The sequence below is a fragment of the Streptomyces sp. NPDC054813 genome (assembly GCF_053611365.1).
Genome location: NZ_JBSHAF010000030.1, coordinates 1 through 23,450, shown reverse-complemented (window position 1 = coordinate 23,450; position 23,450 = coordinate 1). Strand labels below are relative to the sequence as shown.

24 protein-coding genes are annotated in these 23,450 nt (G+C 70.9%); 13 read left to right on the top strand and 11 right to left on the bottom strand.

Going from position 1 to position 23,450, the window contains the following annotated elements:
* Positions 1 to 9: 9 nt before the first annotated feature.
* The 4 genes from cseB to ACWGJB_RS41740 all read right to left on the bottom strand — a co-directional run bounded on the left by cseB (position 10) and on the right by ACWGJB_RS41740 (position 3,082).
* On the bottom strand, positions 10 to 714 hold the full coding sequence (gene cseB / locus ACWGJB_RS41755) for a two-component system response regulator CseB (RefSeq protein ID WP_453385250.1): 705 nt from the start codon (positions 712 to 714) through the stop codon (positions 10 to 12).
* A gap of 29 nt (positions 715 to 743) precedes the next feature.
* On the bottom strand, positions 744 to 1,412 hold the full coding sequence (locus ACWGJB_RS41750; RefSeq protein WP_453385249.1) for a hypothetical protein: 669 nt from the start codon (positions 1,410 to 1,412) through the stop codon (positions 744 to 746).
* Positions 1,400 to 1,939 (bottom strand): SigE family RNA polymerase sigma factor, encoded by a 540-nt coding sequence (locus tag ACWGJB_RS41745; protein WP_450761435.1) that lies wholly within the window; start codon positions 1,937 to 1,939, stop codon positions 1,400 to 1,402. Before ACWGJB_RS41745 ends, ACWGJB_RS41750 begins: the two co-directional genes overlap by 13 nt.
* A 267-nt stretch (positions 1,940 to 2,206) precedes the next feature.
* Positions 2,207 to 3,082, bottom strand: a complete 876-nt coding sequence (locus tag ACWGJB_RS41740; protein WP_453385248.1) for an A/G-specific adenine glycosylase — start codon at positions 3,080 to 3,082, stop codon at positions 2,207 to 2,209.
* A 241-nt stretch (positions 3,083 to 3,323) separates the two neighbouring features.
* Here ACWGJB_RS41740 and ACWGJB_RS41735 point away from each other — a divergent pair, with 241 nt between their 5' ends.
* Entirely contained in the window at positions 3,324 to 4,169 is an 846-nt protein-coding gene (locus ACWGJB_RS41735) for a hypothetical protein (protein WP_453385247.1), read from the top strand.
* A gap of 227 nt (positions 4,170 to 4,396) precedes the next feature.
* On the opposite strand, the gene disA is transcribed toward ACWGJB_RS41735, so the two are convergent.
* Both disA and radA read right to left on the bottom strand, forming a co-directional pair.
* Positions 4,397 to 5,521 carry a DNA integrity scanning diadenylate cyclase DisA gene (gene disA, locus ACWGJB_RS41730; RefSeq protein ID WP_453385246.1) on the bottom strand — a complete coding sequence of 375 codons (1,125 nt, stop codon included), beginning with the start codon at positions 5,519 to 5,521 and terminating at the stop codon, positions 4,397 to 4,399.
* A gap of 80 nt (positions 5,522 to 5,601) precedes the next feature.
* Positions 5,602 to 7,011: a DNA repair protein RadA gene (radA, locus tag ACWGJB_RS41725; RefSeq protein WP_453385245.1), complete on the bottom strand. Its 1,410-nt coding sequence runs from the start codon at positions 7,009 to 7,011 to the stop codon at positions 5,602 to 5,604.
* A 210-nt stretch (positions 7,012 to 7,221) separates the two neighbouring features.
* Here radA and ACWGJB_RS41720 point away from each other — a divergent pair, with 210 nt between their 5' ends.
* Positions 7,222 to 8,904, top strand: coding sequence for a hypothetical protein (locus ACWGJB_RS41720; protein WP_453385244.1), 1,683 nt, complete (start codon positions 7,222 to 7,224; stop codon positions 8,902 to 8,904).
* A 108-nt stretch (positions 8,905 to 9,012) separates the two neighbouring features.
* Here ACWGJB_RS41720 and ACWGJB_RS41715 read toward each other — a convergent pair whose 3' ends face one another.
* Positions 9,013 to 9,870, bottom strand: a complete 858-nt coding sequence (locus tag ACWGJB_RS41715) for a hypothetical protein (RefSeq protein ID WP_453385243.1) — start codon at positions 9,868 to 9,870, stop codon at positions 9,013 to 9,015.
* A gap of 83 nt (positions 9,871 to 9,953) precedes the next feature.
* Between ACWGJB_RS41715 and ACWGJB_RS41710 the strand changes: the two genes are divergently transcribed.
* The gene (locus tag ACWGJB_RS41710; protein ID WP_453385242.1) at positions 9,954 to 10,886 is read left to right on the top strand and encodes a Ppx/GppA phosphatase family protein; all 933 of its coding nucleotides are present in this window, start codon (positions 9,954 to 9,956) and stop codon (positions 10,884 to 10,886) included.
* Here ACWGJB_RS41710 and ACWGJB_RS41705 read toward each other — a convergent pair.
* A complete protein-coding gene (locus ACWGJB_RS41705; RefSeq protein ID WP_453385241.1) occupies positions 10,868 to 10,990 on the bottom strand; it encodes a hypothetical protein in 123 nt (40 codons plus the stop codon). The two genes, ACWGJB_RS41710 and ACWGJB_RS41705, sit on opposite strands and share 19 nt — an antisense overlap.
* Before the next feature lie 27 nt (positions 10,991 to 11,017).
* On the opposite strand from ACWGJB_RS41705, the gene ACWGJB_RS41700 reads away from it, so the two are divergent.
* The 3 genes from ACWGJB_RS41700 to ilvD all read left to right on the top strand — a co-directional run bounded on the left by ACWGJB_RS41700 (position 11,018) and on the right by ilvD (position 14,440).
* Complete coding sequence (locus ACWGJB_RS41700; RefSeq protein ID WP_450761419.1) at positions 11,018 to 11,848, top strand: sugar phosphate isomerase/epimerase family protein; 831 nt, start codon at positions 11,018 to 11,020, stop codon at positions 11,846 to 11,848.
* Positions 11,845 to 12,477: a TetR/AcrR family transcriptional regulator gene (locus tag ACWGJB_RS41695; RefSeq protein WP_453385240.1), complete on the top strand. Its 633-nt coding sequence runs from the start codon at positions 11,845 to 11,847 to the stop codon at positions 12,475 to 12,477. The genes ACWGJB_RS41700 and ACWGJB_RS41695 overlap by 4 nt, the downstream gene beginning before the upstream one ends.
* A gap of 109 nt (positions 12,478 to 12,586) precedes the next feature.
* Positions 12,587 to 14,440 (top strand): dihydroxy-acid dehydratase, encoded by a 1,854-nt coding sequence (gene ilvD, locus ACWGJB_RS41690; RefSeq protein WP_453385239.1) that lies wholly within the window; start codon positions 12,587 to 12,589, stop codon positions 14,438 to 14,440.
* 69 nt (positions 14,441 to 14,509) lie between these two features.
* Here the strand turns inward: ilvD and ACWGJB_RS41685 are convergent, their stop codons facing one another.
* Positions 14,510 to 16,618, bottom strand: a complete 2,109-nt coding sequence (locus ACWGJB_RS41685; protein ID WP_453385238.1) for a protein kinase domain-containing protein — start codon at positions 16,616 to 16,618, stop codon at positions 14,510 to 14,512.
* Between the two features lie 181 nt (positions 16,619 to 16,799).
* Here ACWGJB_RS41685 and ACWGJB_RS41680 point away from each other — a divergent pair, with 181 nt between their 5' ends.
* From ACWGJB_RS41680 to proC, 7 genes are all read left to right on the top strand, one after another.
* Complete coding sequence (locus ACWGJB_RS41680) at positions 16,800 to 17,123, top strand: SH3 domain-containing protein (RefSeq protein WP_453385237.1); 324 nt, start codon at positions 16,800 to 16,802, stop codon at positions 17,121 to 17,123.
* Positions 17,124 to 17,179: 56 nt separating this feature from the next.
* Positions 17,180 to 17,530, top strand: coding sequence for an SH3 domain-containing protein (locus ACWGJB_RS41675; protein ID WP_453385236.1), 351 nt, complete (start codon positions 17,180 to 17,182; stop codon positions 17,528 to 17,530).
* 49 nt (positions 17,531 to 17,579) lie between these two features.
* The gene (locus tag ACWGJB_RS41670; RefSeq protein ID WP_453385235.1) at positions 17,580 to 18,098 is read left to right on the top strand and encodes an EamA/RhaT family transporter; all 519 of its coding nucleotides are present in this window, start codon (positions 17,580 to 17,582) and stop codon (positions 18,096 to 18,098) included.
* Positions 18,099 to 18,183: 85 nt separating this feature from the next.
* The gene (locus ACWGJB_RS41665) at positions 18,184 to 18,987 is read left to right on the top strand and encodes a class I SAM-dependent methyltransferase (RefSeq protein ID WP_453385234.1); all 804 of its coding nucleotides are present in this window, start codon (positions 18,184 to 18,186) and stop codon (positions 18,985 to 18,987) included.
* A 202-nt stretch (positions 18,988 to 19,189) separates the two neighbouring features.
* Positions 19,190 to 20,005 carry an ABC transporter ATP-binding protein gene (locus tag ACWGJB_RS41660; protein WP_453385233.1) on the top strand — a complete coding sequence of 272 codons (816 nt, stop codon included), beginning with the start codon at positions 19,190 to 19,192 and terminating at the stop codon, positions 20,003 to 20,005.
* Positions 20,002 to 20,799, top strand: a complete 798-nt coding sequence (locus ACWGJB_RS41655; RefSeq protein WP_453385232.1) for an ABC transporter permease — start codon at positions 20,002 to 20,004, stop codon at positions 20,797 to 20,799. Before ACWGJB_RS41660 ends, ACWGJB_RS41655 begins: the two co-directional genes overlap by 4 nt.
* Positions 20,800 to 20,867: 68 nt before the next feature.
* The gene (gene proC, locus ACWGJB_RS41650) at positions 20,868 to 21,680 is read left to right on the top strand and encodes a pyrroline-5-carboxylate reductase (RefSeq protein ID WP_453385231.1); all 813 of its coding nucleotides are present in this window, start codon (positions 20,868 to 20,870) and stop codon (positions 21,678 to 21,680) included.
* Positions 21,681 to 21,737: 57 nt separating this feature from the next.
* Here the strand turns inward: proC and trpS are convergent, their stop codons facing one another.
* Entirely contained in the window at positions 21,738 to 22,784 is a 1,047-nt protein-coding gene (trpS, locus tag ACWGJB_RS41645; RefSeq protein ID WP_453385230.1) for a tryptophan--tRNA ligase, read from the bottom strand.
* A gap of 475 nt (positions 22,785 to 23,259) precedes the next feature.
* The coding region (locus ACWGJB_RS41640) for a hypothetical protein (protein ID WP_453385229.1) at positions 23,260 to 23,450 on the bottom strand (191 nt) is incomplete at its 5' end.

The window sequence follows — 23,450 nt, the reverse complement described above, 5'->3', positions numbered from 1 at the left end:
CCGCCCCGCTCAGGCCTTCAGCTTGTAACCGAAACCGCGGACCGTCTCGATCCGGTCCTGGCCGATCTTCGTACGCAGCCGCTGCACATGGACGTCGACGACCCGGGTGTCCCCGCCCCAGCCGTAGTCCCAGACGCGTTCCAGCAGCTTGTCGCGGGAGAGTACGGTCCCCGGTGCGGAGGAGAACTCCAGGAGCAGCCGCATCTCGGTCGGGGTGAGCGCGACCGGCTGTCCGGCCCGGCGCACCTCCATGCCCTCGGTGTCGATCTCCAGCTCGCCGAAGGTGAGAGGGAGACCGGTCACCGCAGCCGCGTCCTCGTGCGGCCGGTCGCCGCCGCTCGCGTGCCCGAAGCGCCGCAGCACGGCGCGGATCCGGGCGACCAGCACCGCGCCGTCGAACGGCTTGGTGACGTAGTCGTCGGCGCCCGCCTCCAGTCCCAGCACCACGTCGATGGAGTCGGCGCGCGCCGACAGCATGATCACCGGCACCGTGGACTCGTCGCGGATGCGCCGGCAGAGGCTCACCCCGTCCAGGCCCGGCACCATCACGTCCAGCAGGGCGATGTCGGGCCGGTCGGCGCGGAACGCCTCCAGGCCGGACAGCCCGTCGGGCATGGCGGTGACCGCGAAGCCGTCCCGCTCCAGGGCGAGCTGGGTGGCCTCGCGGATGACGTCGTCGTCCTCGACGAACAGGACGTGGGTCTGGTCTGCCATCCCTGCTCTCTCGTGTGGTCGGTGTGGGGTCAGTTGGCGGGGGAGGGGACCGGCGTGGCGTCGCCGCTGCCGGTCGCGTTGCCGTAGTCGGTGTGGTGGAAGTCCTCCTGGACGAAGCGTCCCGCGGCCCAGCTGTAGGTGATCACGTTCTCACCGGACGGGCTCGACACGGGGTCGCCCTTCTCGTACACCTGTTTGGTCACGCTCAGGTCGCCCCGGTCGATCTCCGCGTAGACCGGGGACTCCTCGGCCTTGAACACATTCTTGTACGTGCCGCTCTCCTCGCGGTACACGTACGCCCCCACCCCGACCGCGTCTCCGCAGGTCAGCACGTTCACGACGATGTCCTCTGCGGGGCTGCCGGTCAGATCGCCGTAGGTGACGTCGACCGGGTACTCGTCGCCCGCGCACGGCTTCAGATCCCGTTTCACCGTGGCCGAGACCGCCGGATCGGCCTTCACCAGGGCGACCGCGTCGACCTTGGCATACGTCTGGGACGGGTTGGGCGAGGGGGCGGCGGCGGCCGGGGCCTTCTCCGCCGAGTCGGCGTGCGCCGGGCCCTCGTCCCGGGCGCCGGTGCCGCCCGTGCCGCAGGCGGCGGCGAAAAGGGCGAGGGCGGCGAGCACGGCCGCCGCCGTGGTCACCGCCTGTGCACTCGCCGGGCCCCGGCTGGGCCCTGTGCCGGTCAGGCCGCGCAACGCTCCTGCTCCTCACGCTCCAGCGCGCGTGCGTCGAGGTCGCGTGACTCCAGCTCCTCGCGGAGCCGGGCGAGCGCCCGGTGCAGCGTGCTCTTGACCGTTCCGGCCGACATGCCGAGGGCGGCGGCCGTCTCCTCCGTGGACATCTGCTCCCAGTGTCGCAGCACCACGACACTGCGCTGCTTCGGTGCCAGAACCTTCATGATGTCCATGAGGAGCGCGCGGTCCGCGTGCTGCTCGGTGGAGTCCTCCACGCAGGCGTCGGGCAGCTGCTCGGTCGGGACCTCCTCCAGCTTCCGGGCCCGCCACCACTCGGTCCTCGTGTTGATCATGACCCGGCGCAGATAGGCGTCCGCGAGCCGCTTGTCCTCGATGGTCTCCCAGCGGCCGTACGTCCGTACCAGCGCGGTCTGGAGCAGGTCCTGGGCGTCCGTCGGGTCCGGGACCAGCCGGCGGGCACTGCGCAGCAGCGCGTCCTGTCGAGTGCGGACGTACTCCTCGAATCCGAGCACCTCGCCCTGCGCCATGATCAACCGCCTCCCGATCCCCGTTTTCCCCGGCCCTGTGCCTGAGTTCCTGCCGTCCCGCGGTCCTGGCGGGCACAGAAACGAAGCTACGGACCTGTTGTCACGGGGCTGTGCGGAGCAGCCTTCGGGTAGCAATCGGCTGTCCGTCGGTTGTGTAACGGATGTAGGTGCGGGGTAAGTCGGCGCAACCTTATGGTGGGTTATGGGTTGATTTGCCGTGCGGGTGGGGTCGTAACACGGCTTCTTCTCCTGTGATGTGGCTGTACGTCAGCCCAGCGGAAGCCGGTACAGACCGTCCGCGAGTGGCTCCACCAGCCCGTCCGAGACCAGCCCGTCCAGCGCGCGGGCCCGCTGTACCGGCTCGTGCCACACCCGGTCGAGCGCCGCCTGCGGTACGGGGGCGTACGCCTCGCGCAGTACGGCCAGCAGCTTGCCGCGCACCTGCCGGTCGGTACCGGCGTACGTCTGCCCGCGCCGGGGCGGCCCCTCGTGCTCCGGCTTGCCGGCCAGCCGCCAGGCGCACTCCCCGGCGATCGGGCAGCGCAGGCACGTCTCGTTCTTCGCCGTGCACACCAGCGCACCCAGCTCCATGGAGGCGGCGGCCCAGCGGGCGGCGGTCCGCTCGTCCTCGGGCAGCAGCTCACGTGCGAGCCTGCGCTCGGCGGCGGTGGTGGCGTTCGGCGGGTACTGCACACCGGTCACGGCCCGTGCGAACACCCGCCGCACATTGGTGTCGAGCACGGCGTGCCGCTGCCCGTACGCGAAGGAGGCGACGGCCGCTGCGGTGTACTCGCCGATGCCCGGCAGCGCGAGCAGCTGCGCGTGATCCGTCGGTACGTCGCCGTCGTGCCGTTCCGCTATGGCGACGGCGGCGCCGTGCAGCCGCAGGGCGCGGCGCGGGTAGCCGAGCCGGCCCCAGGCGCGCACCGCCTCGCCGGGCGCCTCGGCGGCGAGGTCGGCGGGGCGCGGCCAGCGGGCCAGCCACTGCTCGTAGACGGGCAGCACCCGGCTGACCGGGGTCTGCTGCAACATGAACTCGCTGACCATCACACCCCACGGGCCCGCCTCCGGGCGGCGCCAGGGGAGGTCACGGGCATGGGCGTCGAACCAGGCGATCACGGGGGCGTGGAGCTTCTCAGTCATGGCCCTTCCGATCCTGCCACGTCCGGCCACGGCTGGGTTGGACGTGGTTCGCGGCGGGGCCGGGCGGCGGCCGGTCCGGGGCGTGCCCTTCCGGGACCTGTCCTCGGGACCCGCCCTTGGCGCATGTCACGCGAAGAGGGGGTGTGCCGAGGGAAGTTGCCGAAATGATGATCCGGAAAAGTTGAGGTTTGAGCGGCGGGTGGGGCGAGGAAGTGCACGGATCTCTCGTACAGTTTGCGCCGTGGGATCTCTGCGCAATCCGGTCGGGCCGCTTCCCTCCTCCATCTACTGGCGACGGAGGGTCGTCATGGTGTCCGTGGTCGCCGTGCTGGCGCTGCTGATCACCTGGATCGTCACGTCGAGTGGCGGGGGCGGCAAGAAGGGCGCCGACGGGGCGGACGGCAAGAATCCCGCGTCCACGATCACGCCGGGGCCGTCCGGCAGCGGGCCGGCGATCAGCCAGGCGCCGGGCGGGCGGGACGAGTCGAGCGGAGGCGGCGGCGCGTCGTCCGGCACGGGCACCGGTTCCGGTTCGAGTTCCGGTTCCGGCGGCGGGAGTTCGGACGGGTCGGGTGGCGGATCGTCGTCCGGTTCCGGCGGATCCTCGGGGTCCTCGTCGGGCTCGGGGGACGTCACCTCGGGCTCCGGCGGTACGGTCGCCTCGCTGCCGGGGACCTCCACCCTCCCCAACTGCACGGCCGCGGCGATGTCGTTGAGCCTGAAGAGCCTGCACAACTCCTACTCGCCGGAGCAGACGCCGACCTTCGAACTCACGGCGAAGAACACGTCGTCCAGTGACTGCAAGGTCGATCTCGGGCCGAAGAACGCGGTGTTGACGATCACGCCCGCCAGTGCGGACGACAGTTACTGGTCGTCGGCAGACTGCCCGAGGTCGGCGGGGACCCTGTGGTATCGCGTGCCGGCGGCCAGCAGCATCACGTACACCCTGAAGTGGGACCGCAAGCCGAGCGCTCCCCAGTGCGCGACGCCTTCGGCGGGATCGGCCGGCTCAGGCACCTACTTGCTGGAAGCCGCCACCCCGGGCTTCACAAAGGCCCAGGCGTCCTTCGTACTGGCGGCGGATTAGCCGAGGCCGGGGGGTTTCGCTTACCGGCGCTGGCAAGGTGCCGCTGCGCCCACCCGTGCCGCCCTGGGGGCACCTCCCAGGCCCTTGAGGCACTGGGGGAGGCACGACTGCCCGCAGCTGCGACGGGCCCCGTAAGGGGCGCGGGGCTGCATCGATTTGCGGCTACCGCCGCGCGGGCGCGGTCGGCCCCCACCGGCCGGCAGCCGAAATATCGGCCCCCCGCGGAGCTACACGTACCGCTCGAGGATCGACGACTCCGCCAGCCTCGACAGGCCCTCCCGGACGCTGCGTGCGCGGGCCTCGCCGACCCCGTCGACGGTCTGCAGGTCGTCGACGCTCGCGGCGAGCAGCTTCTGCAGGCCCCCGAAATGCTCCACCAGCCGGTCGATGATCGCCCCGGGCAGCCGCGGAACCTTCGCCAGCAGCCGGAAGCCGCGCGGCGACACCGCCGAGTCCAGCGCCTCCGGGGAACCCGTGTAACCGAGCGCCCGCGCCACCGTCAGCAGTTCCAGCAGCTCCGCGTGGCTCAGCGCGTCCAGCTCGGAGAGCGCCTCGTCGACCGTGCGGGAGCGTTTGGCCGTGGGCTCGGGGACGTAGTCCCGGACCACCAGCTCGCGCTCGGGTTCGACGCCCGCGATCAGCTCGTCCAGCTGGAGCGCGAGCAGCCGCCCGTCGGTGCCCAGTTCGACGACGTACTCGGCGATCTCCGTGGCGATACGGCGGACCATCTCCAGCCGCTGGGCGACGGCCGAGACGTCGCGGACCGTCACCAGGTCCTCGATCTCCAGCGCTGACAACGTTCCCGCGACCTCGTCCAGGCGGAGCTTGTACCGCTCCAGGGTCGCGAGCGCCTGGTTCGCACGGGAGAGGATCGCCGCCGAGTCCTCCAGGACACGGCGCTGCCCGTCGACGTAGAGCGCGATCAGCCGCATCGACTGGGATACCGAGACCACCGGGAAGCCGACCTGTTTGGAGACCCGGTCCGCCGTACGGTGCCGCGTGCCCGTCTCCTCCGTGGGGATCGTCGCGTCCGGCACGAACTGGACGCCGGCCCGGAGGATCTTCGACAGGTCGGAGGAGATCACGATGCCGCCGTCGAGCTTGCACAGCTCGCGCAGCCGGGTTGCCGTGAACTCGACATCAAGGACGAAACCGCCCGTGCACATCGTCTCGACCGTCTTGTCGAAGCCGAGGACGATGAGCCCGCCGGTGTTGCCGCGGAGGACCCGCTCCAGGCCGTCACGCATCGACGTGCCCGGAGCCACAGCGCTCAGCGAGGCGCGCATCAGGCCATCGGAACCGGCACTCCCACCGGATTTTCCGGGAGCCGCTGCCCGGTCGTTGGCTGCCACTGCACTCCTCCGGTCGCAGGTTCTGAGGCGCTCCCGCACCCGCACGCGGTTCGTACGGACGGGCGAGACCAGGGCAAAGTCTACCGGCGCTCCTCCGCCTCCCGTGGGGCCTCTCGGCGACGCGAGCGCGGCAGCACCCGCAGCGCGTCCCCCATGTCCGCGACTTCCAGGACCTTCATACCCGCCGGGATCCTGCCGGGATCGCCCGGTACGAGCGCGTGCGTGAAGCCCAGGCGGTACGCCTCCGCGAGCCTGCGCTGGACGCCGGTGACCCGTCTGACCTCGCCCGCGAGGCCGACCTCGCCGATGGCGACCAGGTTCTTGGGGAGCGGGGTGTCGCTCGCGGCGGAGGCCAGGGCGAGGGCGATCGCCAGGTCGGCCGCGGGCTCGGAGAGCTTCACGCCGCCCACGGTCGCGGAGTAGATGTCCCGCTTGCCGAGCGCGCTGATCCGCCCGCGCTGCTCCAGCACCGCCAGCATCATCGAGACCCGGGAGGTCTCCAGGCCGGAGGTGGTGCGGCGCGGGGAGGGGATCTGGGATTCCACGGTCAGCGCCTGGACCTCGGCGACCAGCGGGCGGCGACCCTCCAGGGTCACCGTCAGACAGGTACCCGGGACCGGTTCGTCACGACGTGTCAGGAAAAGTCCGCTCGGGTCGGCGAGGCCCGTGATGCCCTCGTCGTGCAGTTCGAAGCAGCCGACCTCGTCCGTGGTGCCGTAGCGGTTCTTGACGCCCCGGACGAGCCGCAGGCGCGCGTGCCGGTCGCCCTCGAAGTGCAGCACGACGTCCACCAGGTGTTCGAGGAGACGGGGGCCCGCGATCGCGCCGTCCTTGGTGACATGTCCCACCAGGAGAGTCGACATGCCCCGGTCCTTGGAGGCGCGGATGAGCGCCCCGGCCACCTCCCGCACCTGGGCCATGCCACCGGGCGCGCCGTCGATCTCGGGCGACGCGACCGTCTGCACGGAGTCCAGGATCAGCAGCGACGGCTTGACCGCGTCCAAATGGCCGAGGACGGCGGCCAGATCGGTCTCGGCGGCGAGATAGAGGTTGTCGTCGATGGCGCCGATGCGGTCGGCGCGCAACCGGACCTGGCTCGCGGACTCCTCGCCGGTGACATAGAGCGTGCGGTGCTGGTCACTGGCCGACTTGGCCGCCACGTCGAGCAGGAGGGTGGACTTGCCGACGCCGGGCTCGCCGGCCACCAGGACGACCGCGCCGGGGACCAGGCCGCCGCCCAGCACCCGGTCCAGCTCGGGCACGCCGGTCGTGCGCGCGGTGGCCTGGCGGCCGTCGACCTCGCCGATGGGCACCGCGGAGGTGGTGACCCGGCCGGGCGCCGTCGTGCGGACCGCGGGCGTGCCGTACTCCTCGACCGTCCCCCAGGCCTGGCACTCGGGGCAGCGGCCGAGCCACTTGGCCGTCTGCCAGCCGCACTCGGTGCAGCGGTACGAGGGACGGTCTTTCGCGGTCTTGGTACGGGCAGCCATGCGGAAACCGTAGCCCCCGCCACTGACAGCGGGGCCACGGTGGCGCCCGTGACGGATGTGGGTGGACGGGTCCTGGCCAGGCCTGATCGGGGACGAGCCACCGAATATCGGGTCAGTGTCCCCTTATGAGGGATCGTTTCACCCGTACGGATTAAAAGTGCTCAAGGCGCAAGAAGAGACGTTACGCCGCCGCCTACGGTCGCACGGGTGATGAGCAGCAGCCCGGAAACCTCGACCCGCATGACCGGCGCGCACCGGGCACACCGGGGAGCGCGCGCGGCGCGCGACCGTACGGCGGCGCGTGCGCTGGCGCAGCGGCCGGCGGCGCGCTACGAGCCGTACCTGGACGGGCTGTTCACGTACTGCCTCTCCGTGCTGTGCGACCACGACGCGGCCACCACCGCCCTCGGGGACGTCCTCGTCCTCGCCGAGCGGCGTGGCCAGCGCGTCCTGGAAGCCGCCGGGGACCGCAGGGCCTGGCTGTACGCGCTGGCCCGCTGGGCCTGTCTGCGCGGGCTGGCCGAGGCCAAGCAGAAACGTCAGGCCACCCACGCGGCGGGACGGCACATCGCCCCCGAACCGCCGGCCGCCGGGGAGACCGAGGAGCAGCGGCGCCGCGAACTCGCCCAGCTCGCCTGGCCCGAGGCCGCCGGCACCACCCCGGAGCAGCGCGAGGCGCTCGAACTCGCCGTACGCCACCACCTGACCGTCCACGAGGTCGCCGCCGTCCTCGGCATGGAGCTGCCCGGCGCCCGTGAGCTGCTCGCCTCCGCCGCCTGCGAGGTGGAACGCACCCGCGCGGCGCTCGCCGTCGTCGAGACCGGCGGCTGCCCCAGCGTGTCCCACCTCACCGGCGACAGCCAGCTGGTGCTCAGCAGCGCCCTGCGCCGCGAGCTGGTCCGGCACGTCGACGACTGCCCGCGCTGCCGCCGTACCGCGGAACGCGCGGCCCCCGGGCGGTGGCCCGGTGCGATCACCACGCCCGCCGAGCTGCCCGTCCTGGAGGCGCCCCGCGCGGCCCTGCACATGGCGATGGCGCACCCTACGCGCGCGCGTGGCGCCGCCGTGCCGCGCTTCGACCGGCGTGGATTCCCGATGGATCCCAAGGACCGCGCGGCCCGCCGTGACCGGCTACGCGCGCGTGCCGTCACGACGACCGTCGTCGCCACGGTGGTGGCGGCGCCGGTGCTGGCGCTGTGGGCCGCCTATCGGGGCTCGCCGGCGGGGGAGAGCCACGACGGCCCGTCCGCGACCGCGCGCGAGGCCTCCGGGCCCGACGCGCTGGAGGGCGACGAGGCCGGGGGCTACGAGAACGCCGGAAACGCCGGCACCAGACCCGGGCCGCGCATCGGGAAGGACGGCAAGGCCGACGTCTCGGTGGAGGTGGTCAGCGTCGTGGGCGGCGACCGGACGAAGGCCGGTGCGGGGCACCTCGCGGTGACGGCCGCGAACGACGGTGACACGACGCTGATCACGCTCGCGGCGGCCAGGGACGCGCCGATGCGGTGGTCGGTGTCCACCTCGGCGGGGTGGCTGTACTTCTCGCGGTCCTCGGGAACGCTCCGGCCGGGCGAGTCGTTCACGATCAAGGTGTACGTCGATCATCTGCGGGAGCCGGCCGGGCACTGGAGCGCGCGGGTGGCGGTGGCGCCGGCGGGGGCGGTGGTGTCGATCGACGGGTACGGGATGGCTCCGCCGGTGCGGAGGGGGCCGACGCCTCCGGGGCGGCCGACACCGACGGCGACCGAGTCGTCGTCCCCCCAACCGACACCGCCGGTCAGCGAGCCGCCGACGTCGGCTTCGCCTACGCCGACCGCATCGGACAGCGCCAGTCCGACGGAGTCGGCTTCGCCGACGGAGAGCGAGAGTGCGGGAGCGCCGGCGAGTCCGTGAAGGGTGCGGTGCCGTCGTGGTTGCTCGCGCAGTTCCCCGCGCCCCTTTCGGGGCGCTGCAGTGGGTGTCGCTCGGCAGGACCCCCCGTGCCCCCTGAAAAAAATGGCCTCAGCTCGCCGGATCCGCCGGATGCGGGGCCAGCAGCGGCAGCTGGGAAGCCAGGCGTTCCTCGCAGAGTTCTGCCAGGCGGTCGTAGCCGGCCTTGCCCATCAGTTCGGTCAGCTCCGGGCGGTAGGAGACGTAGACCGGGTCGCCCGCGCCGTGTGCCGAGGTCGCCGATGTGCACCACCAGTGCAGGTCGTGGCCGCCCGGGCCCCAGCCCCTGCGGTCGTACTCGCCGATCGAGACCTGGAGGACGCGCGTGTCGTCGGGGCGGTCGATCCAGTCGTACGTGCGGCGGATCGGGAGCTGCCAGCAGACGTCCGGCTTGGTCTCCAGCGGCTCGCGGCCCTCCCGCAGCGCCAGGATGTGCAGCGAGCAGCCCGCGCCGCCCGCGAAACCGGGACGGTTCTGGAAGATGCACGAGCCGTTGAACGGGCGGGTCTGGCGGGAGCCCTCGTCGTCCTCCGAGATCCAGCCGTTCCGGGTGCCCTCGTCGTGGTGCTGCCAGACATCCGGCGTGAGCCTCGACACATGGTCGGCGACCCGCTTCTCGTCGTCCTCGTCGGAGAAGTGCGCGCCCAGCGTGCAGCAGCCGTCGTCCGCGCGGCCCGCCTGGATGCCCTGGCAGCCGCTGCCGAAGATGCAGTTCCAGCGGGAGGTCAGCCATGTCAGATCACAGCGGAACACCTGTTCGTCGTCCGCCGGATCCGGGAATTCCACCCATGCGCGCGCGAAGTCGAGGCCCTTCTCGTCCCCTGCCGGAGGCCGCTGTGACGTCTTCGACTTCTTCGGTGGCTTCGCCCGAGAAGAACCGTCGGCGGATTTGGCGCCCTTGTGGTCCTTCGTCTTTTTCGTCTTTGGCACCTGTACAGGGTATGTCGCCCGAGCCGGCTTCGGGGACGGCTCCGACGAGGGGATACCGGCCACCTGGCAGTAGCGTTCCGTACATGAGACTCGGTGTCCTCGACGTGGGATCCAACACGGTGCATCTGCTGGTGGTGGATGCGCACCCCGGCGCACGCCCGCTGCCCGCGCACTCGCACAAGGCGGAATTGCGCCTTGCCCAACTCCTCGACGGCAACGGCGCGATCGGCCCCGACGGGGTCGAGAAACTGATCGGTGTCGTCCATGAGGCCCTGCAGGCCGCCGAGGACAAGGGCGTCGAGGATCTGCTGCCGTTCGCCACCTCCGCCGTGCGCGAGGCCAGCAACGCCGACGACGTCCTCGCGCGCGTGAAGGCCGAAACCGGCGTCGAGCTTCAGGTCCTCACCGGCGCCGAGGAGGCCCGGCTGACCTTCCTCGCGGTACGCCGCTGGTTCGGCTGGTCGGCCGGAAAGCTGCTGGTCCTGGACATCGGGGGCGGCTCCCTGGAGATCGCGTACGGCATCGACGAGGAGCCGGACACGGCCGCCTCGCTGCCGCTCGGCGCCGGCCGGCTCACCGCCGGCTGGCTCCCCGGCGACCCGCCGGCCCCGGACGACATACGGGCACTGCGCCGCCATGTACGGGCCGAGATCGCGCGTACCGTCGGCGAGTTCAGCCGCTTCGGCGCCCCCGACCATGTGGTCGCCACCTCCAAGACCTTCAAGCAGCTGGCCCGTATCGCCGGCGCGGCCCGCTCCGCCGACGGCCTCTACGTCCAGCGCGAGCTCAAGCGCAGCTCCCTGGAGACCTGGGTCCCGCGGCTGGCGGCCATGAACACGGCCCAGCGCGGCGCACTCCCCGGAGTCTCCGAGGGCCGCTCGGGCCAGCTGGTGGCGGGCGCGCTGGTGGCGGAGGCCGCGATGGACCTGTTCGAGGTGGAGACGGTGGAGGTGTGCCCGTGGGCGCTCCGGGAGGGCGTGATCCTGCGGCGACTTGATCACATGGGTTCGGCGTAGGTACCCGCGCAGGGGGCGCGGGTGATCCGCAACGGCGGGCAGGCGTCCGGACCCACCGCCGACGCGACGATCGTCACACCGGCGAAGACGTGCCCCGCCTCCACCCAACCCCACCCCGTAACCTGTCCCTCGTGGCAAAACCAAGGGACGTCGTCCGCATCCCGGATGCGAAGGTCGCGCTCTCCACGGCCTCCGTCTATCCGGAGTCGACGGCGACGGCCTTCGAGATCGCCGCGCGCCTCGGCTACGACGGCGTCGAGGTCATGGTGTGGACCGACCCGGTCAGCCAGGACATCGAGGCCCTGCGCAGGCTGAGCGACTACCACCGCATCCCGATCCTCGCCGTCCACGCGCCCTGTCTGCTCATCACCCAGCGGGTCTGGTCGACCGACCCCTGGGTCAAGCTCCAGCGGGCCCGGGCCGCCGCCGAGAAGCTGGGCGCGAGCACGGTCGTGGTGCACCCGCCGTTCCGCTGGCAGCGTCAGTACGCCCGCGACTTCGTCGAGGGGATCTGGCGCATGGCGAACGAGACGGACGTCCGGTTCGCGGTGGAGAACATGTACCCCTGGCGCTATCGCGACCGCGAGATGCTGGCGTACGCACCCGACTGGGACGTCACCAAGGACGACTACCGGCACTTCACGATCGACCTCAGCCATGCCGCGACGTCGCGCACGGACGCGCTCGCCATGCTCGACCGGATGGGCGGCCGGCTCGGCCATGTCCACCTCGCCGACGGCCGCGGCTCCGCCAAGGACGAGCACCTGGTGCCCGGCCGCGGCACCCAGCCCTGCGCCGAGCTCCTGGAGCGCCTCGCGTTCACCGGCTTCGACGGGCATGTCGTCATCGAGGTCAACACCCGGCGCGCGATGTCCGGCGCCGAGCGCGAGGCCGACCTCGCGGAGGCGCTGGCCTTCACCCGCCTGCACCTGGCCTCGGCGCTGAAGGTGCCCCGCCGGTGACCGGGGCCGAGACCGGAAGCGGTGAGAGCGGTACCGGTACCCGTCGCCGCGGCCGCCCCCCGCGTACCGAGTCGGCGGACACCCGGGACCGAATCCTCGCCGCCGCGCGCGAGGAGTTCTCCGAACTCGGGTACGACAAGACGTCCGTCCGCGGGATCGCCAAGGCCGCCGGCGTCGACTCGGCCCTCGTGCACCACTACTTCGGCACCAAGGAGCAGGTCTTCGAGGCCTCCATCGCGGTCGCCTTCGCCCCCGCGCTGAACGCGCCCGTCGCGATCGCCGACGGCCCGCTGGACGGCGTCGGCGAGCGCCTGACCCGCTTCATCTTCGGCATCTGGGAGAACCCCACCACCCGTACACCCCTGCTGGCGATCCTCCGCTCGGCCGTGAACAACGAGACGGCCGCCGCCGTCTTCCGCCGGCTGATCGCCGCCCAGCTGCTGCGCCGTCTCGCCGAACAGCTGGACCTCCCGGACGCGCAACTGCGCGCCGAGCTGGCGGCCGCGCAGCTGGTGGGGTGCGCGATGCTGCGGTACGTGATCAAGCTGGAGCCGCTGGCGTCGGCCGACCTGGAGCAGATCGTGGCGCGGGTGGCGCCGGTGGTGCAGGGGCATCTGACCGGGCCGTGAGGCCGGCACCACGAGACACTCGTCCCGCATTCCGGACACCTCGTCCCGAGGCCTGGGCAACGGGCGTAGGCTCGGTAGCAGCCCTATCTGTCTGAAGGAGCGAGCCACGATGCCCGAGCTGAGGTCCCGCACAGTCACCCACGGCCGCAACATGGCGGGCGCCCGCGCCCTTATGCGCGCCTCCGGTGTACCGGGCGCGGACATCGGCCGCAAGCCGATCATCGCGGTCGCCAACAGCTTCACCGAGTTCGTGCCGGGCCACACCCACCTCCAGCCGGTCGGCCGGATCGTCAGCGAGGCGATCAAGGAGGCGGGCGGCATCCCGCGCGAGTTCAACACGATCGCCGTGGACGACGGCATCGCGATGGGCCACGGCGGCATGCTGTACTCCCTCCCGTCCCGCGACCTGATCGCGGACTCGGTCGAGTACATGGTCGAGGCGCACTGCGCCGACGCGCTGGTCTGCATCTCCAACTGCGACAAGATCACGCCGGGCATGCTGATGGCCGCACTGCGGCTCAACATCCCCACGGTCTTTGTCTCCGGCGGCCCGATGGAGGCCGGCCGCGCCACCCTCGTCGACGGCACGGTCCGCACCCTCGACCTGATCGACGCGATGGTCGACGCGGCCAACGAGAGCATCTCCGACGAGGACGTCCTCAAGATCGAGGAGAACGCCTGTCCGACCTGCGGCTCCTGCTCCGGCATGTTCACCGCCAACTCGATGAACTGCCTGACCGAGGCCATCGGTCTCTCCCTCCCCGGCAACGGTTCGGTGCTGGCCACCCACACGGCCCGTAAGCAGCTGTACGTCGACGCGGCCCGCACGGTCATGGACATCACCCGCCGCTACTACGAGCAGGACGACGACACGGTCCTGCCCCTCAACATCGCGACCTTCGCCGCGTTCGAGAACGCGATGGCCCTGGACATCGCGATGGGCGGCTCCACCAACACGATCCTGCACCTGCTGGCCGCCGCCCAGGAGGCGGGCGTCCCCTTCGGCCTGGAGGAGATCAACGAGGTCTCGCGCCGGGTGCCCTGCCTGGCCAAGGTGGCCCCGAACGTCGCGAAGACCCGCACGTACTACATGGAGGACGTGCACCGGGCCGGCGGTATCCCCGCCCTCCTCGGCGAACTGCACCGCGGCGGCCTCCTCAACGAGGACGTCCACTCCGTGCACAGCCCGTCCCTGTCGGACTGGCTGAAGACCTGGGACGTGCGCGGCGGCTCCCCGTCCCCCGAGGCGGTGGAACTGTGGCACGCGGCCCCGGGCTGCGTCCGCTCCTCCGAGGCCTTCTCCCAGTCCGAGCGCTGGGAGGCCCTGGACGAGGACGCGGCGGAGGGCTGCATCCGCAGCGTCGAGCACGCGTACTCCAAGGACGGCGGCCTCGCGGTCCTCAAGGGCAACCTCGCCGTCGACGGCTGTGTGGTGAAGACGGCCGGCGTCGACGAGTCGATCTGGACCTTCGAGGGCCCGGCGGTCGTCTGCGAGTCGCAGGAAGAGGCCGTCGAGAAGATCCTCAATAAGCAGGTCACCCACGGCGACGTGGTCGTCATCCGCTACGAGGGCCCCAAGGGCGGCCCCGGCATGCAGGAGATGCTCTACCCGACGTCCTTCCTCAAGGGCCGCGGCCTCGGCAAGACCTGCGCGCTGATCACGGACGGCCGCTTCTCCGGCGGCACGTCGGGCCTGTCGATCGGCCACGCCTCCCCGGAGGCGGCCTCGGGCGGCACCATCGCCCTCGTCGAGAACGGCGACCGCATCCGCATCGACATCCCGAACCGCACGATCGAGCTCCTCGTCGACGACGCCGAGCTGACCCGCCGCGAGCAGGCCCTGAACGGCGTGTACGCCCCGAAGAACCGCGACCGCAAGGTCTCGGCGGCCCTGCGGGCCTACGCGGCGATGGCCACCAGCGCGGACCGCGGCGCGGTGCGCGACGTGAGCAAGCTCGGCTGACGCCGGGCATGTGACACATGCGACAGGGGTCGCCTCCCGCAAGGGGGCGACCCCTTCCGTCGTGTGTCATCACCAGACGGCGGGATCCTCCGCGTCCACGGCGAAGACGGTGCCGTCGGGGGCGGTGGCGTAGACGTGGTTGTCGAGGATCAGGGGGGCGGGTAGCGCGGCGGTGACCTGGTCGGCGTTGGTGCCCAGACGCGCCGGAGTCTGGCCGACGAGGGTTCCTTTGCGTGCGTCGACGGCGAGCAGACGTCCGTCGGCCGCCGTGAAGTAGACGTACTGGTCGTCGGCCGCGGGCGCCGAGCCCCTGCTCACCGAGGTCTGGAGAGCCCAGAGCCGTTTGCCGCTCTCCAGGTCCACGGCTTCCAGCGAGCCACCGGCGGACAGCAGATAGACGACATCACCGCGCACGGCGGCACTTGGCGCAAAGCGGGGAACGGGCAGCGGCACCCGGCGGGCCGCCTTCGCCTCCGGCTTGTAGCGCACCACCGCGTTCGTCGCACCGGAGGAAGTGTTCACGGACAGCAGGAATAGGGACCCGCCCGCGCTGCCGGCCGACCTGAGATCCCCCGCGAGCCGGGCTTCCCAGCGCTTGGCGCCCGTGTCCGGGTCCAGCGCGGTGACCAGGGTGTGCGTTCCGTCGGCGGAGGTACTGGTCGCGTACGCCCATGGATCTCCGGCGAACGAACTCAGGGACGGGGTGCCGCTGCCGGAGACGGGCAGGCTCCACCTGGTGTCACCGGACTTGCTGTCGAGGCCGGTGATCACCCCGTTGGCCCCGACGACCAGCAGCATGCTCTGGGTGATCTCCATGACCTGGACCGCGGGCAGGTCCTGCTTCCAGCGCGACGAACCCGAAGTGGGGTCCAGTGCCTCCACCCGCCGGCCTCCGTCTGTCGGCACCAGCATGAGCCCGCCCGACCGGGACGGCGAGCCGCTGGTACGTTCGTCCGCGACCCTGTGCCGCCAGAGCAGACGGCCGTCCACGGGGTCGAGGGCGAAGGCCAGCCCCGACCGCAAGCACAGCAGTTTCCCTGCTCCGCCGACGCATTGAGGCATCCCCGAGCCGTCCTTGGCCACTGCCGCCGTCTGCCAGGCTTCGAACGTGCCGGTGGAACTGCGCACCGTGCCGCCGACGGGGGCTGGACCGTCGTCCCCCGGCCAGAGCGCCGAGGCGAGCACACCGCCCAGGACCAGGACAGCCGTCCCGGCGGCGACGGCCATACGCCGTCTCGTCGCCCTACGTGCCTTCCTCTCCGGAACGGCGGCCGGTGCCTCCTCCTCGGGCGGGTCGTCGTGGTCGTCCTTGATCCGCTGCGCCGGTATGAACGCCTGCGTGTCGTACGACGCTGACAACGACCGCAGTTCCCGCATCATTTCGTCGGGTGTCGGCCGGTCCTCGGGCTCCTTGGCGAGACAGCGCAGCACCAGCGGAGCAAGCTCCTCCGGCATGCCGGTGAGGTCGGGCTCGTCATGCACCACCTGGTAGGCGACGACGTAAGGGCTGTCGGAGTCGAACGGCCCCCGCCCGGTCGCCGCATGCACCAGCACCGACCCGAGCGCGAAGATGTCCGCGGCCGGGCCGACCTCACGCGGCCGCCGGAACTGCTCCGGTGCCATGAACGGCGGTGTACCGATCAACTTCCCGGTCTCGGTCCGCAGTTCACTGTCCTTTGGCCGGGAAATACCGAAGTCAATGACCTTCGGACCGTCCTCGGCGAGCAGTACATTGCTCGGTTTGAGATCCCGGTGCACCACCCCGACCCGGTGAATGTCGCGCAACGCCTCCGCGAGCCCCGCCATCAGCCGGCGCAACTGGGCAGAGGGCATGGGACCGTTCCGCTTCACGTGCTCGGCCAGGGTCGGGCCGGGGATGAAGAGGGTGGCCATCCAGGGCCGCGCGGCCTCTGGGTCGGCGTCCACGACAGGCGCGGTGAATGCCCCGCTGACCTTGCGCGCGGCGGCCACCTCCTGCCGGAAACGGCCCCTGAACTCACGGTCCTTGGCGAACTCGGCGTGCACGACCTTCACGGCGAGCTTCAGCCCCGAGGTGCTGCGGGCCAGGTGCACCACCCCCATACCGCCCGAACCCAGGCAGGACTCCAGGCGGTAGTGCCCGGCGTACTCGGGAAGTTCCGCTTCCGCGCCCGCTCCGGTGTTGCGCTGTGGCGTCATGGGATCACCCCCGTGCTGTTCTTCGCGGCGCGCGACGCACGGAGCCTAGTCGATGACGCGTGCGATACAGAGGCGGCTTGCTAGCCTCCGCGTGCGAGTTACGCACATGTGTTTCGTGGCTCGATTCAGGGGAATCAACGGGACTCCATGGCGCTCATGGGTCCAGTGGGGGGAGCTACACATGTCTGTCGACCAAGTGCAGGAAGCCGAGAGCAGCGGCGAGGACGAGGCCGTCGCAACGCTGGCGGCATCTTCTGTGAAGACGTACGCGGTCGCCCCCGGCGTCCGCCTCAACGTCCGCAGTGGCCCGGGCACCAACTACAACATCACGCGGTCCCTCCCCGAGGGCACCCGCGTCCCGATCTTCTGCCAGACACCCGGTACGACGGTGTCCGGCTACTACGGCACGTCCAAGATCTGGGACAACATCGACAACGGCGAATACGTCTCGGACGCCTACGTCAACACAGGCAGCGACGGCTACGTGGCCGACCGCTGCGCCTGATCCGGTTTCGCGATTCGGTTTGACCTGATCCGGTCTTCGGACTCCGGAGGACTCGTATGACATCGCTCAGACACAGATCCACCCTCTTGGCGGCAGCCGCCGGCAGCGCCTTCCTCATGCTCCTCGGCTCCGCCGCCACGGCGAACGCCGCCGCCAGCATCCGCTACTACGACGTCGCCCCTGGCCTTCGCCTGAACGTCCGCAGCGGCCCGGGCACCAGCTACGACATCACCCGGGTCCTGCCCGAGGGAGCCAAGGTGCCGATCTACTGCCAGACACCCGGCACGACGGTGTCCGGCTACTACGGCACCTCGAACATCTGGGACAACATCAGCAACGGCGAGTTCGTCTCGGACACCAACGTCAACACAGGCAGCGACGGCTACGTGGCCGACCGCTGCGCCTGACCGGTCACCCCGACCCGGAGCCCGCGGCCCCCGGCGCCATAATCGTCCTGTGAGCGACGAACCAGGCACCCCGGACACCCCCGCGGGCTCCACCGGCGAGGCCCCGAGCGGCCCCCGCCCCGAGCCCCTCCGCTTCTTCGGCACGTCCTGGGTCAACCACGACGACGGCTACACCGTTCGTCGTATCGGCGTGGCCGTGGGCTCGCTCGCCGCCGCCGTCGTCTCCTGCCTAATCCTCCGCCTCGCCTACGAAGGCGTTCAGCTCGCCGACACCGGCGCCTTCGTGACCGTTCTGGTCGTCGCGATGTTCGCCATCTGCAGCGCACTGGCCTTCCGAAACACCTGGGAGTCCTTCGGCAAGCGCCCCGACCCCGAACGCCAGGCCTCCCTGCGCGGCCTCCTCGCCATCGGTTTCGTCGGCTCCCTCCTCGCCTACTTCTTCCGCTCCCTGACGGAGGCCCCCGGCGAGCGACTCCACCGCGCCGAGTACGAGACCGCCGTCCAGGAACACGAACGCCGCACCACGCGCCGCACGGGCAACCCGTCGAAGAAGAAGCGGAAGCGCTGAGACCGCCCGGTACGGCACCGGGCGTCTCCGCCCGCCTGCCGATATTCCCTGTCGCCTCCCGCCCCGCCCTCGGGACCATGGCCGTATGACCACAAGCCAGTCGCGCCCCCCGAACCCCACCCCTGTCCCCTCGCACGCGACCCGCGCGCACTCCTTCAACGCCGCCGCGGCCCAGTACGCCGCGAACCGCCCCTCCTACCCGCCCGCCCTCCTCGACGCCGTCGAGGAAGAGGCCGGCCGCTCCCTCACCGGCGCGCGGGTGGTCGACGTCGGCGCGGGCACCGGCATCGCGACCGCCGTCCTGCACGCGCGCGGCGCCGACGTGGTCGCGGTGGAGCCGGGCGAGGGCATGGCGGCGCAGTTCCACCGCACGCTCCCCGGTGTCCCGCTCGTCCGCGGCAACGGCAACGCCCTCCCGCTCGCCGACGACACCGCCGACTTCCTCACCTACGCCCAGGCCTGGCACTGGACCGACCCGGCCCGTTCCGTGCCGGAGGCGCTCCGGGTGCTGCGTCCCGGCGGCGCGATCGCGCTGTGGTGGAACACCGACGCCGTCGACATCGAGTGGATCGCCGGGCAGAACGAGCGGATGAGCCGCTTCTTCGGCGAGGACATCGCCACCGTGAAGCGCAAGACTGCCGAACGCACGGATCTCGCCGATCCCAGCGGCCGCCTCCGCTTCAACCGCCGCGAGGTCCGCTGGAGCCGCCGCATCCCGCTCGACACCCACCTCGCCAACATCGGCAGCCACTCGGCATTCCTGGTCGCCCCCGAGGACCGTCGCACCGCCTTCTTCGCGGACGAGCGTGCCCACCTTCTGAAGGCCTTCCCGGAAGGGATCGTCGAGGAGACCTACGACGTCCTCCTCCTGGTCGCCCTCAACACCTGAACCCCACACGCGCGCCGGCCCGCAGCTGCGATGCGGCTGCGGGCCGACGGGGGCCAGTCGCACCCCGCGGCGGAGCCGCGGACCGGTACAGCCCAGCGCTCCTTACGGAGCGCTGCCCCGCCGTGTCCTTCATCCCGCACCAGAAGAGCGCCCCTCACCCCTCCCCTTGACGCCCCACCCCCTCCCGAGCATTATTCATCGCATGGTGAATTACTCGCCGGAGCCGACCGAGGCCCCCGGCAACTCCGCCCTGCCCCCCGCCGTCCAGGCCACCGGCCTCACCGCAGTCCGCGGCCCCCGAACCGTCCTGCGCGGCCTCGACTTCACCGTCCCCCGCGGCCAGATCACCGGCCTGCTCGGGCCCTCCGGATGCGGCAAGTCGACCCTGATGCGTGCCATCGTCGGCAGCCAGGCCAAGGTCACCGGCACCCTGAACGTCCTCGGCCGCCCCGCAGGCCACCCCACCCTCCGGACCCGCATCGGCTACGTCACCCAAGCCCCCTCCGTCTACGACGACCTGACCATCCGCCAGAACCTCGACTACTTCGGCTCGATCCTCGACCCCACCCGCCCCGCCCCCGACCGCCGCGCCGACGTCGAACGCGTCCTCGGCGAAGTCGACCTCACCAGCCACGCCGACTCCCTCGCCGGTAACCTCTCCGGCGGCCAGCGCAGCCGCGTCTCCCTCGCCGTCGCCCTGCTCGGCACCCCCGAACTCCTCGTCCTCGACGAACCCACCGTCGGCCTCGACCCCGTCCTGCGCCGCGACCTCTGGCAGCTCTTCCACTCCATCACCGCCACCCGCGGCGCCACCCTCCTCATCTCCTCCCACGTCATGGACGAGGCCGAGCGCTGTCACCGCCTCCTCCTCATGCGCGAGGGCGAGATCCTCGCCGACGACACCCCCGAGGCACTCCGCACCCGCACCGGCTCCGACACGGTCGAGGCAGCCTTCCTCCACCTCGTCGACGACGCGGCCGCCAAGTCCAAGTCCCGCACGAAGGAAGGCGCACGATGACCACTCAGACGGCCACCACCCGGACGGCGACCACCGCGACCGCACCTGTCAGCGCCCTGAACCTCTCCCGCACCACGGCCACCGCGGCCCGCGTCCTGCGCCAGCTCCGTCACGACCCCCGCACGATCGCGCTGCTGCTCCTCATCCCCTGCCTGATGCTGGTCCTGCTCCGCTATGTCTTCGACGGCAGCCCGCGCACCTTCGACAACATCGGCGCCTCGCTCCTCGGCATCTTCCCGCTCATCACGATGTTCCTGGTGACCTCCATCGCCACCCTCCGCGAACGCACCTCCGGCACCCTCGAACGCCTCCTCGCCATGCCGCTGGGCAAAGCCGACCTCATCGCCGGCTACGCCCTCGCCTTCGGCATCCTCGCGATCATCCAGTCGGCCCTCGCCACCGGCCTGGCCGTCTGGTTCCTGGGCCTCGACGTCACCGGCTCCCCCTGGCTCCTGCTCCTGGTCGCCCTGCTCGACGCCCTGCTCGGCACAGCCCTCGGTCTTTTCGTCTCGGCCTTCGCAGCCTCGGAATTCCAGGCGGTCCAGTTCATGCCCGCGGTGATCTTTCCCCAGCTCCTCCTCTGCGGCCTCTTCACACCCCGCTCCGAGATGCACCCCGCCCTCGAAGCCCTCTCCGACGTCCTCCCCATGTCCTACGCGGTCGACGGCATGAACCAGGTCCTCCACCACACCGACATGACCGCCACCTTCGTCAGGGACATCCTGATCGTCGCCGGCTGCGCCTTGCTGGTGCTGACCCTGGGCGCGGCCACCCTCAGGCGACGGACGGCATAGCCGCCGCCGACGTCCGCACAGCGGACAACCGCCCCCCGCCCGCCACACCCGGTGCCAGACTGAACCGTATGAGTCAGAAAGTCGCAGTCCTCGGTACCGGCAAGATCGGCGAAGCCCTGCTCAGCGGAATGATCCGGGCCGGCTGGGCACCCGCCGACCTCCTGGTCACCGCCCGCCGCCCCGAACGGGCCGAAGAACTCCGCGCCCGCCACGGAGTCACCCCGGTCACCAACGCCGAGGCCGCGAAGACCGCCGACACCCTGATCCTCACGGTCAAGCCGCAGGACATGGGCACCCTGCTCGACGAACTCGCCCCGCACATCCCCGCCGACCGCCTCGTCATCAGCGGTGCGGCGGGCATCCCCACCTCCTTCTTCGAGGAGCGCCTCGTCGCCGGCACCCCGGTCGTCCGTGTCATGACGAACACCCCCGCCCTCGTCGACGAGGCGATGTCCGTCATCTCCGCCGGCAGCCACGCCACCGCCGCCCACCTCGCCACCGCCGAGGAGATCTTCGGTGCCGTCGGCAAGACCCTCCAGGTCCCCGAGTCCCAGCAGGACGCCTGCACCGCCCTGTCGGGCTCGGGCCCGGCGTACTTCTTCTACCTGGTCGAGGCCATGACCGACGCCGGCATCCTGCTCGGCCTGCCCCGCGACAAGGCACACGACCTCATCGTCCAGTCCGCGATCGGCGCCGCCGTGATGCTCCGCGACAGCGGCGAACACCCCGTCAAGCTCCGCGAGAACGTCACCTCGCCCGCCGGCACCACCATCAACGCCATCCGCGAACTGGAGAACCACGGCGTACGGGCCGCCCTCATCGCCGCCCTCGAAGCCGCCCGCGACCGCAGCCGCGAACTCGCCACCGGCAAGAAGGACTGAGGCCAGAAGGACCAAGGCGAGAAGGACCGAGCGGGGCCACGGGGGACTGCCGTGCGCCTAGCGCGCCGCGTTCAACACGGGCTGGGCCGCGGCAGCCTCCGAGAAGGCGCCCGGCGGCAACAGCCCGATCGCCCGATAGGCGGTATCGACGATCGGCCGGGCGATCGCCCGAGCCTTCTCCGCTCCATGCCGCAGCACCTCCTCCACATATCCCGGATCGACACACAACTCCTTGTGCCTGGCCTGCACGGGACTGAGCACGTCCAACACCGCCTCCGCGGTGGCCTGCTTCAGAGCGCCGTACGAATCGTGAACGGTTGCCAGTGACTCAGGGTTCCCGCCCGTGCACGCAGCGAGAATCTCCAGCAGATTCGCGACCCCGGGCTGCTCCTCCCGGTCGTAGACGACCTCCTGCCCACTGTCCGTCACGGCCCGCATGATCTTCTTCCGGATCACCTCCGGTTCGTCGAGCAGATAGACGATGCCCGCTCCGGAGTCGTCGCTCTTGCCCATCTTCGACGTCGGATCCTGCAGGTTCATCACCCGCGCGGCCACGCTCGGCACGGTCGCCTTCGGCACCACGAACGTATGCCCGTACCGCTGGTTGAACCGCACCGCGAGATCCCGCGTCAGCTCCACGTGCTGCGCCTGGTCGTCCCCCACCGGCACCTCGTCCGCCCCGTACGCCAGGATGTCCGCCGCCATCAGCGCCGGATACGTCAGCAGGGACAGCCGCACACTCCGCCCGCGCACCGCCTCGCTCGCGACCTTCTCCTTGTACTGGATCATGCGCCGCATCTCCCCGTCGGTCGCCACGCACTCCATGAGGTACGACAGCCGGGTGTGCTCGTCGACATGACTCTGTACGAACACGGTGCACAGCTGCGGATCCAGCCCGGCCGCCAGCAACAGGGTCGCCGCCTGCCGGGTGAGCCGGCGCAGCCGGGCCGGATCGTGGTCCACGGTCATCCCGTGCAGATCGACGATGCAGAACAAGGAGTCGGCCTGGTGCTGATCCACGGCAGCCCACTGCCGCATGGCCCCGAGGTAGTTGCCCAGCGTCAGGTGCCCGGTCGGCTTGATCCCGCTGAAGACCCGTGTCATTCCTTCTCCACCTCCTGGTCGGAGCCGCCGTCCCGAGCGGCCGACCCTCAGAGGTTCCGGAGGGAGATACACGAACGGCCGCCGAAGCGGCGGCCGTTGAATGCGTACGTGAACGCGGCCGCCGTCAGGCGGCCCACCACTGCTGGGTGCACGTACGCGTAGTCATGTCGTCCACCATACGCTCCGGGGTGCCGTCCCGCCGCGAGTTGACACACCCCAACCGGCTACGTAATGTTCTCCGAGTTGTTCGACGTGAGCGCCGACTCCGGTCGGTCCCCGGACAGCCATTTCGCAAGTACCTACCAGCAGCCGACGACCCGTCGTCGTTTTGCTTCGGCATGCGTATGTGCGAAATGAAGGAATCCACGTTCGAAAGGACGCGGCCCCCCGATTAGCTCGGAGGCTGGGAATCCGCTAAAGTCTCACTCGTCGGAACGGCCCAACAGCCGCGAAGACAACACCCGCTGACTGGGAATCAGACGCCGAAAGGATCTGATAGAGTCGGAACCGCCGGAAAGGGAAACGCGAGAGCGGAAACCTGGAAAGCACCGAGGAAATCGGATCGGAAGAAGATCTGATAGAGTCGGAAACGCAAGAACGAAGGGAAGCCCGGAGGAAAGCCCGAGAGGGTGAGTACAAAGGAAGCGACCGTTCCTTGAGAACTCA

What these genes read in the sequence shown, in the direction of transcription:
- cseB (WP_453385250.1), bottom strand. Translation starts at nt 714, where the DNA reads ATGGCAGACCAGACCCACGTCCTGTTCGTCGAGGACGACGACGTCATC.
- ACWGJB_RS41745 (WP_450761435.1), bottom strand. Translation starts at nt 1,939, where the DNA reads ATGGCGCAGGGCGAGGTGCTCGGATTCGAGGAGTACGTCCGCACTCGA.
- ACWGJB_RS41740 (WP_453385248.1), bottom strand. Translation starts at nt 3,082, where the DNA reads ATGACTGAGAAGCTCCACGCCCCCGTGATCGCCTGGTTCGACGCCCAT.
- radA (WP_453385245.1), bottom strand. Translation starts at nt 7,011, where the DNA reads ATGGCTGCCCGTACCAAGACCGCGAAAGACCGTCCCTCGTACCGCTGC.
- ACWGJB_RS41720 (WP_453385244.1), top strand. Translation starts at nt 7,222, where the DNA reads ATGAGCAGCAGCCCGGAAACCTCGACCCGCATGACCGGCGCGCACCGG.
- ACWGJB_RS41710 (WP_453385242.1), top strand. Translation starts at nt 9,954, where the DNA reads ATGAGACTCGGTGTCCTCGACGTGGGATCCAACACGGTGCATCTGCTG.
- ilvD (WP_453385239.1), top strand. Translation starts at nt 12,587, where the DNA reads ATGCCCGAGCTGAGGTCCCGCACAGTCACCCACGGCCGCAACATGGCG.
- ACWGJB_RS41685 (WP_453385238.1), bottom strand. Translation starts at nt 16,618, where the DNA reads ATGACGCCACAGCGCAACACCGGAGCGGGCGCGGAAGCGGAACTTCCC.
- ACWGJB_RS41680 (WP_453385237.1), top strand. Translation starts at nt 16,800, where the DNA reads ATGTCTGTCGACCAAGTGCAGGAAGCCGAGAGCAGCGGCGAGGACGAG.
- ACWGJB_RS41675 (WP_453385236.1), top strand. Translation starts at nt 17,180, where the DNA reads ATGACATCGCTCAGACACAGATCCACCCTCTTGGCGGCAGCCGCCGGC.
- ACWGJB_RS41665 (WP_453385234.1), top strand. Translation starts at nt 18,184, where the DNA reads ATGACCACAAGCCAGTCGCGCCCCCCGAACCCCACCCCTGTCCCCTCG.
- ACWGJB_RS41660 (WP_453385233.1), top strand. Translation starts at nt 19,190, where the DNA reads ATGGTGAATTACTCGCCGGAGCCGACCGAGGCCCCCGGCAACTCCGCC.
- ACWGJB_RS41655 (WP_453385232.1), top strand. Translation starts at nt 20,002, where the DNA reads ATGACCACTCAGACGGCCACCACCCGGACGGCGACCACCGCGACCGCA.
- proC (WP_453385231.1), top strand. Translation starts at nt 20,868, where the DNA reads ATGAGTCAGAAAGTCGCAGTCCTCGGTACCGGCAAGATCGGCGAAGCC.
- trpS (WP_453385230.1), bottom strand. Translation starts at nt 22,784, where the DNA reads ATGACACGGGTCTTCAGCGGGATCAAGCCGACCGGGCACCTGACGCTG.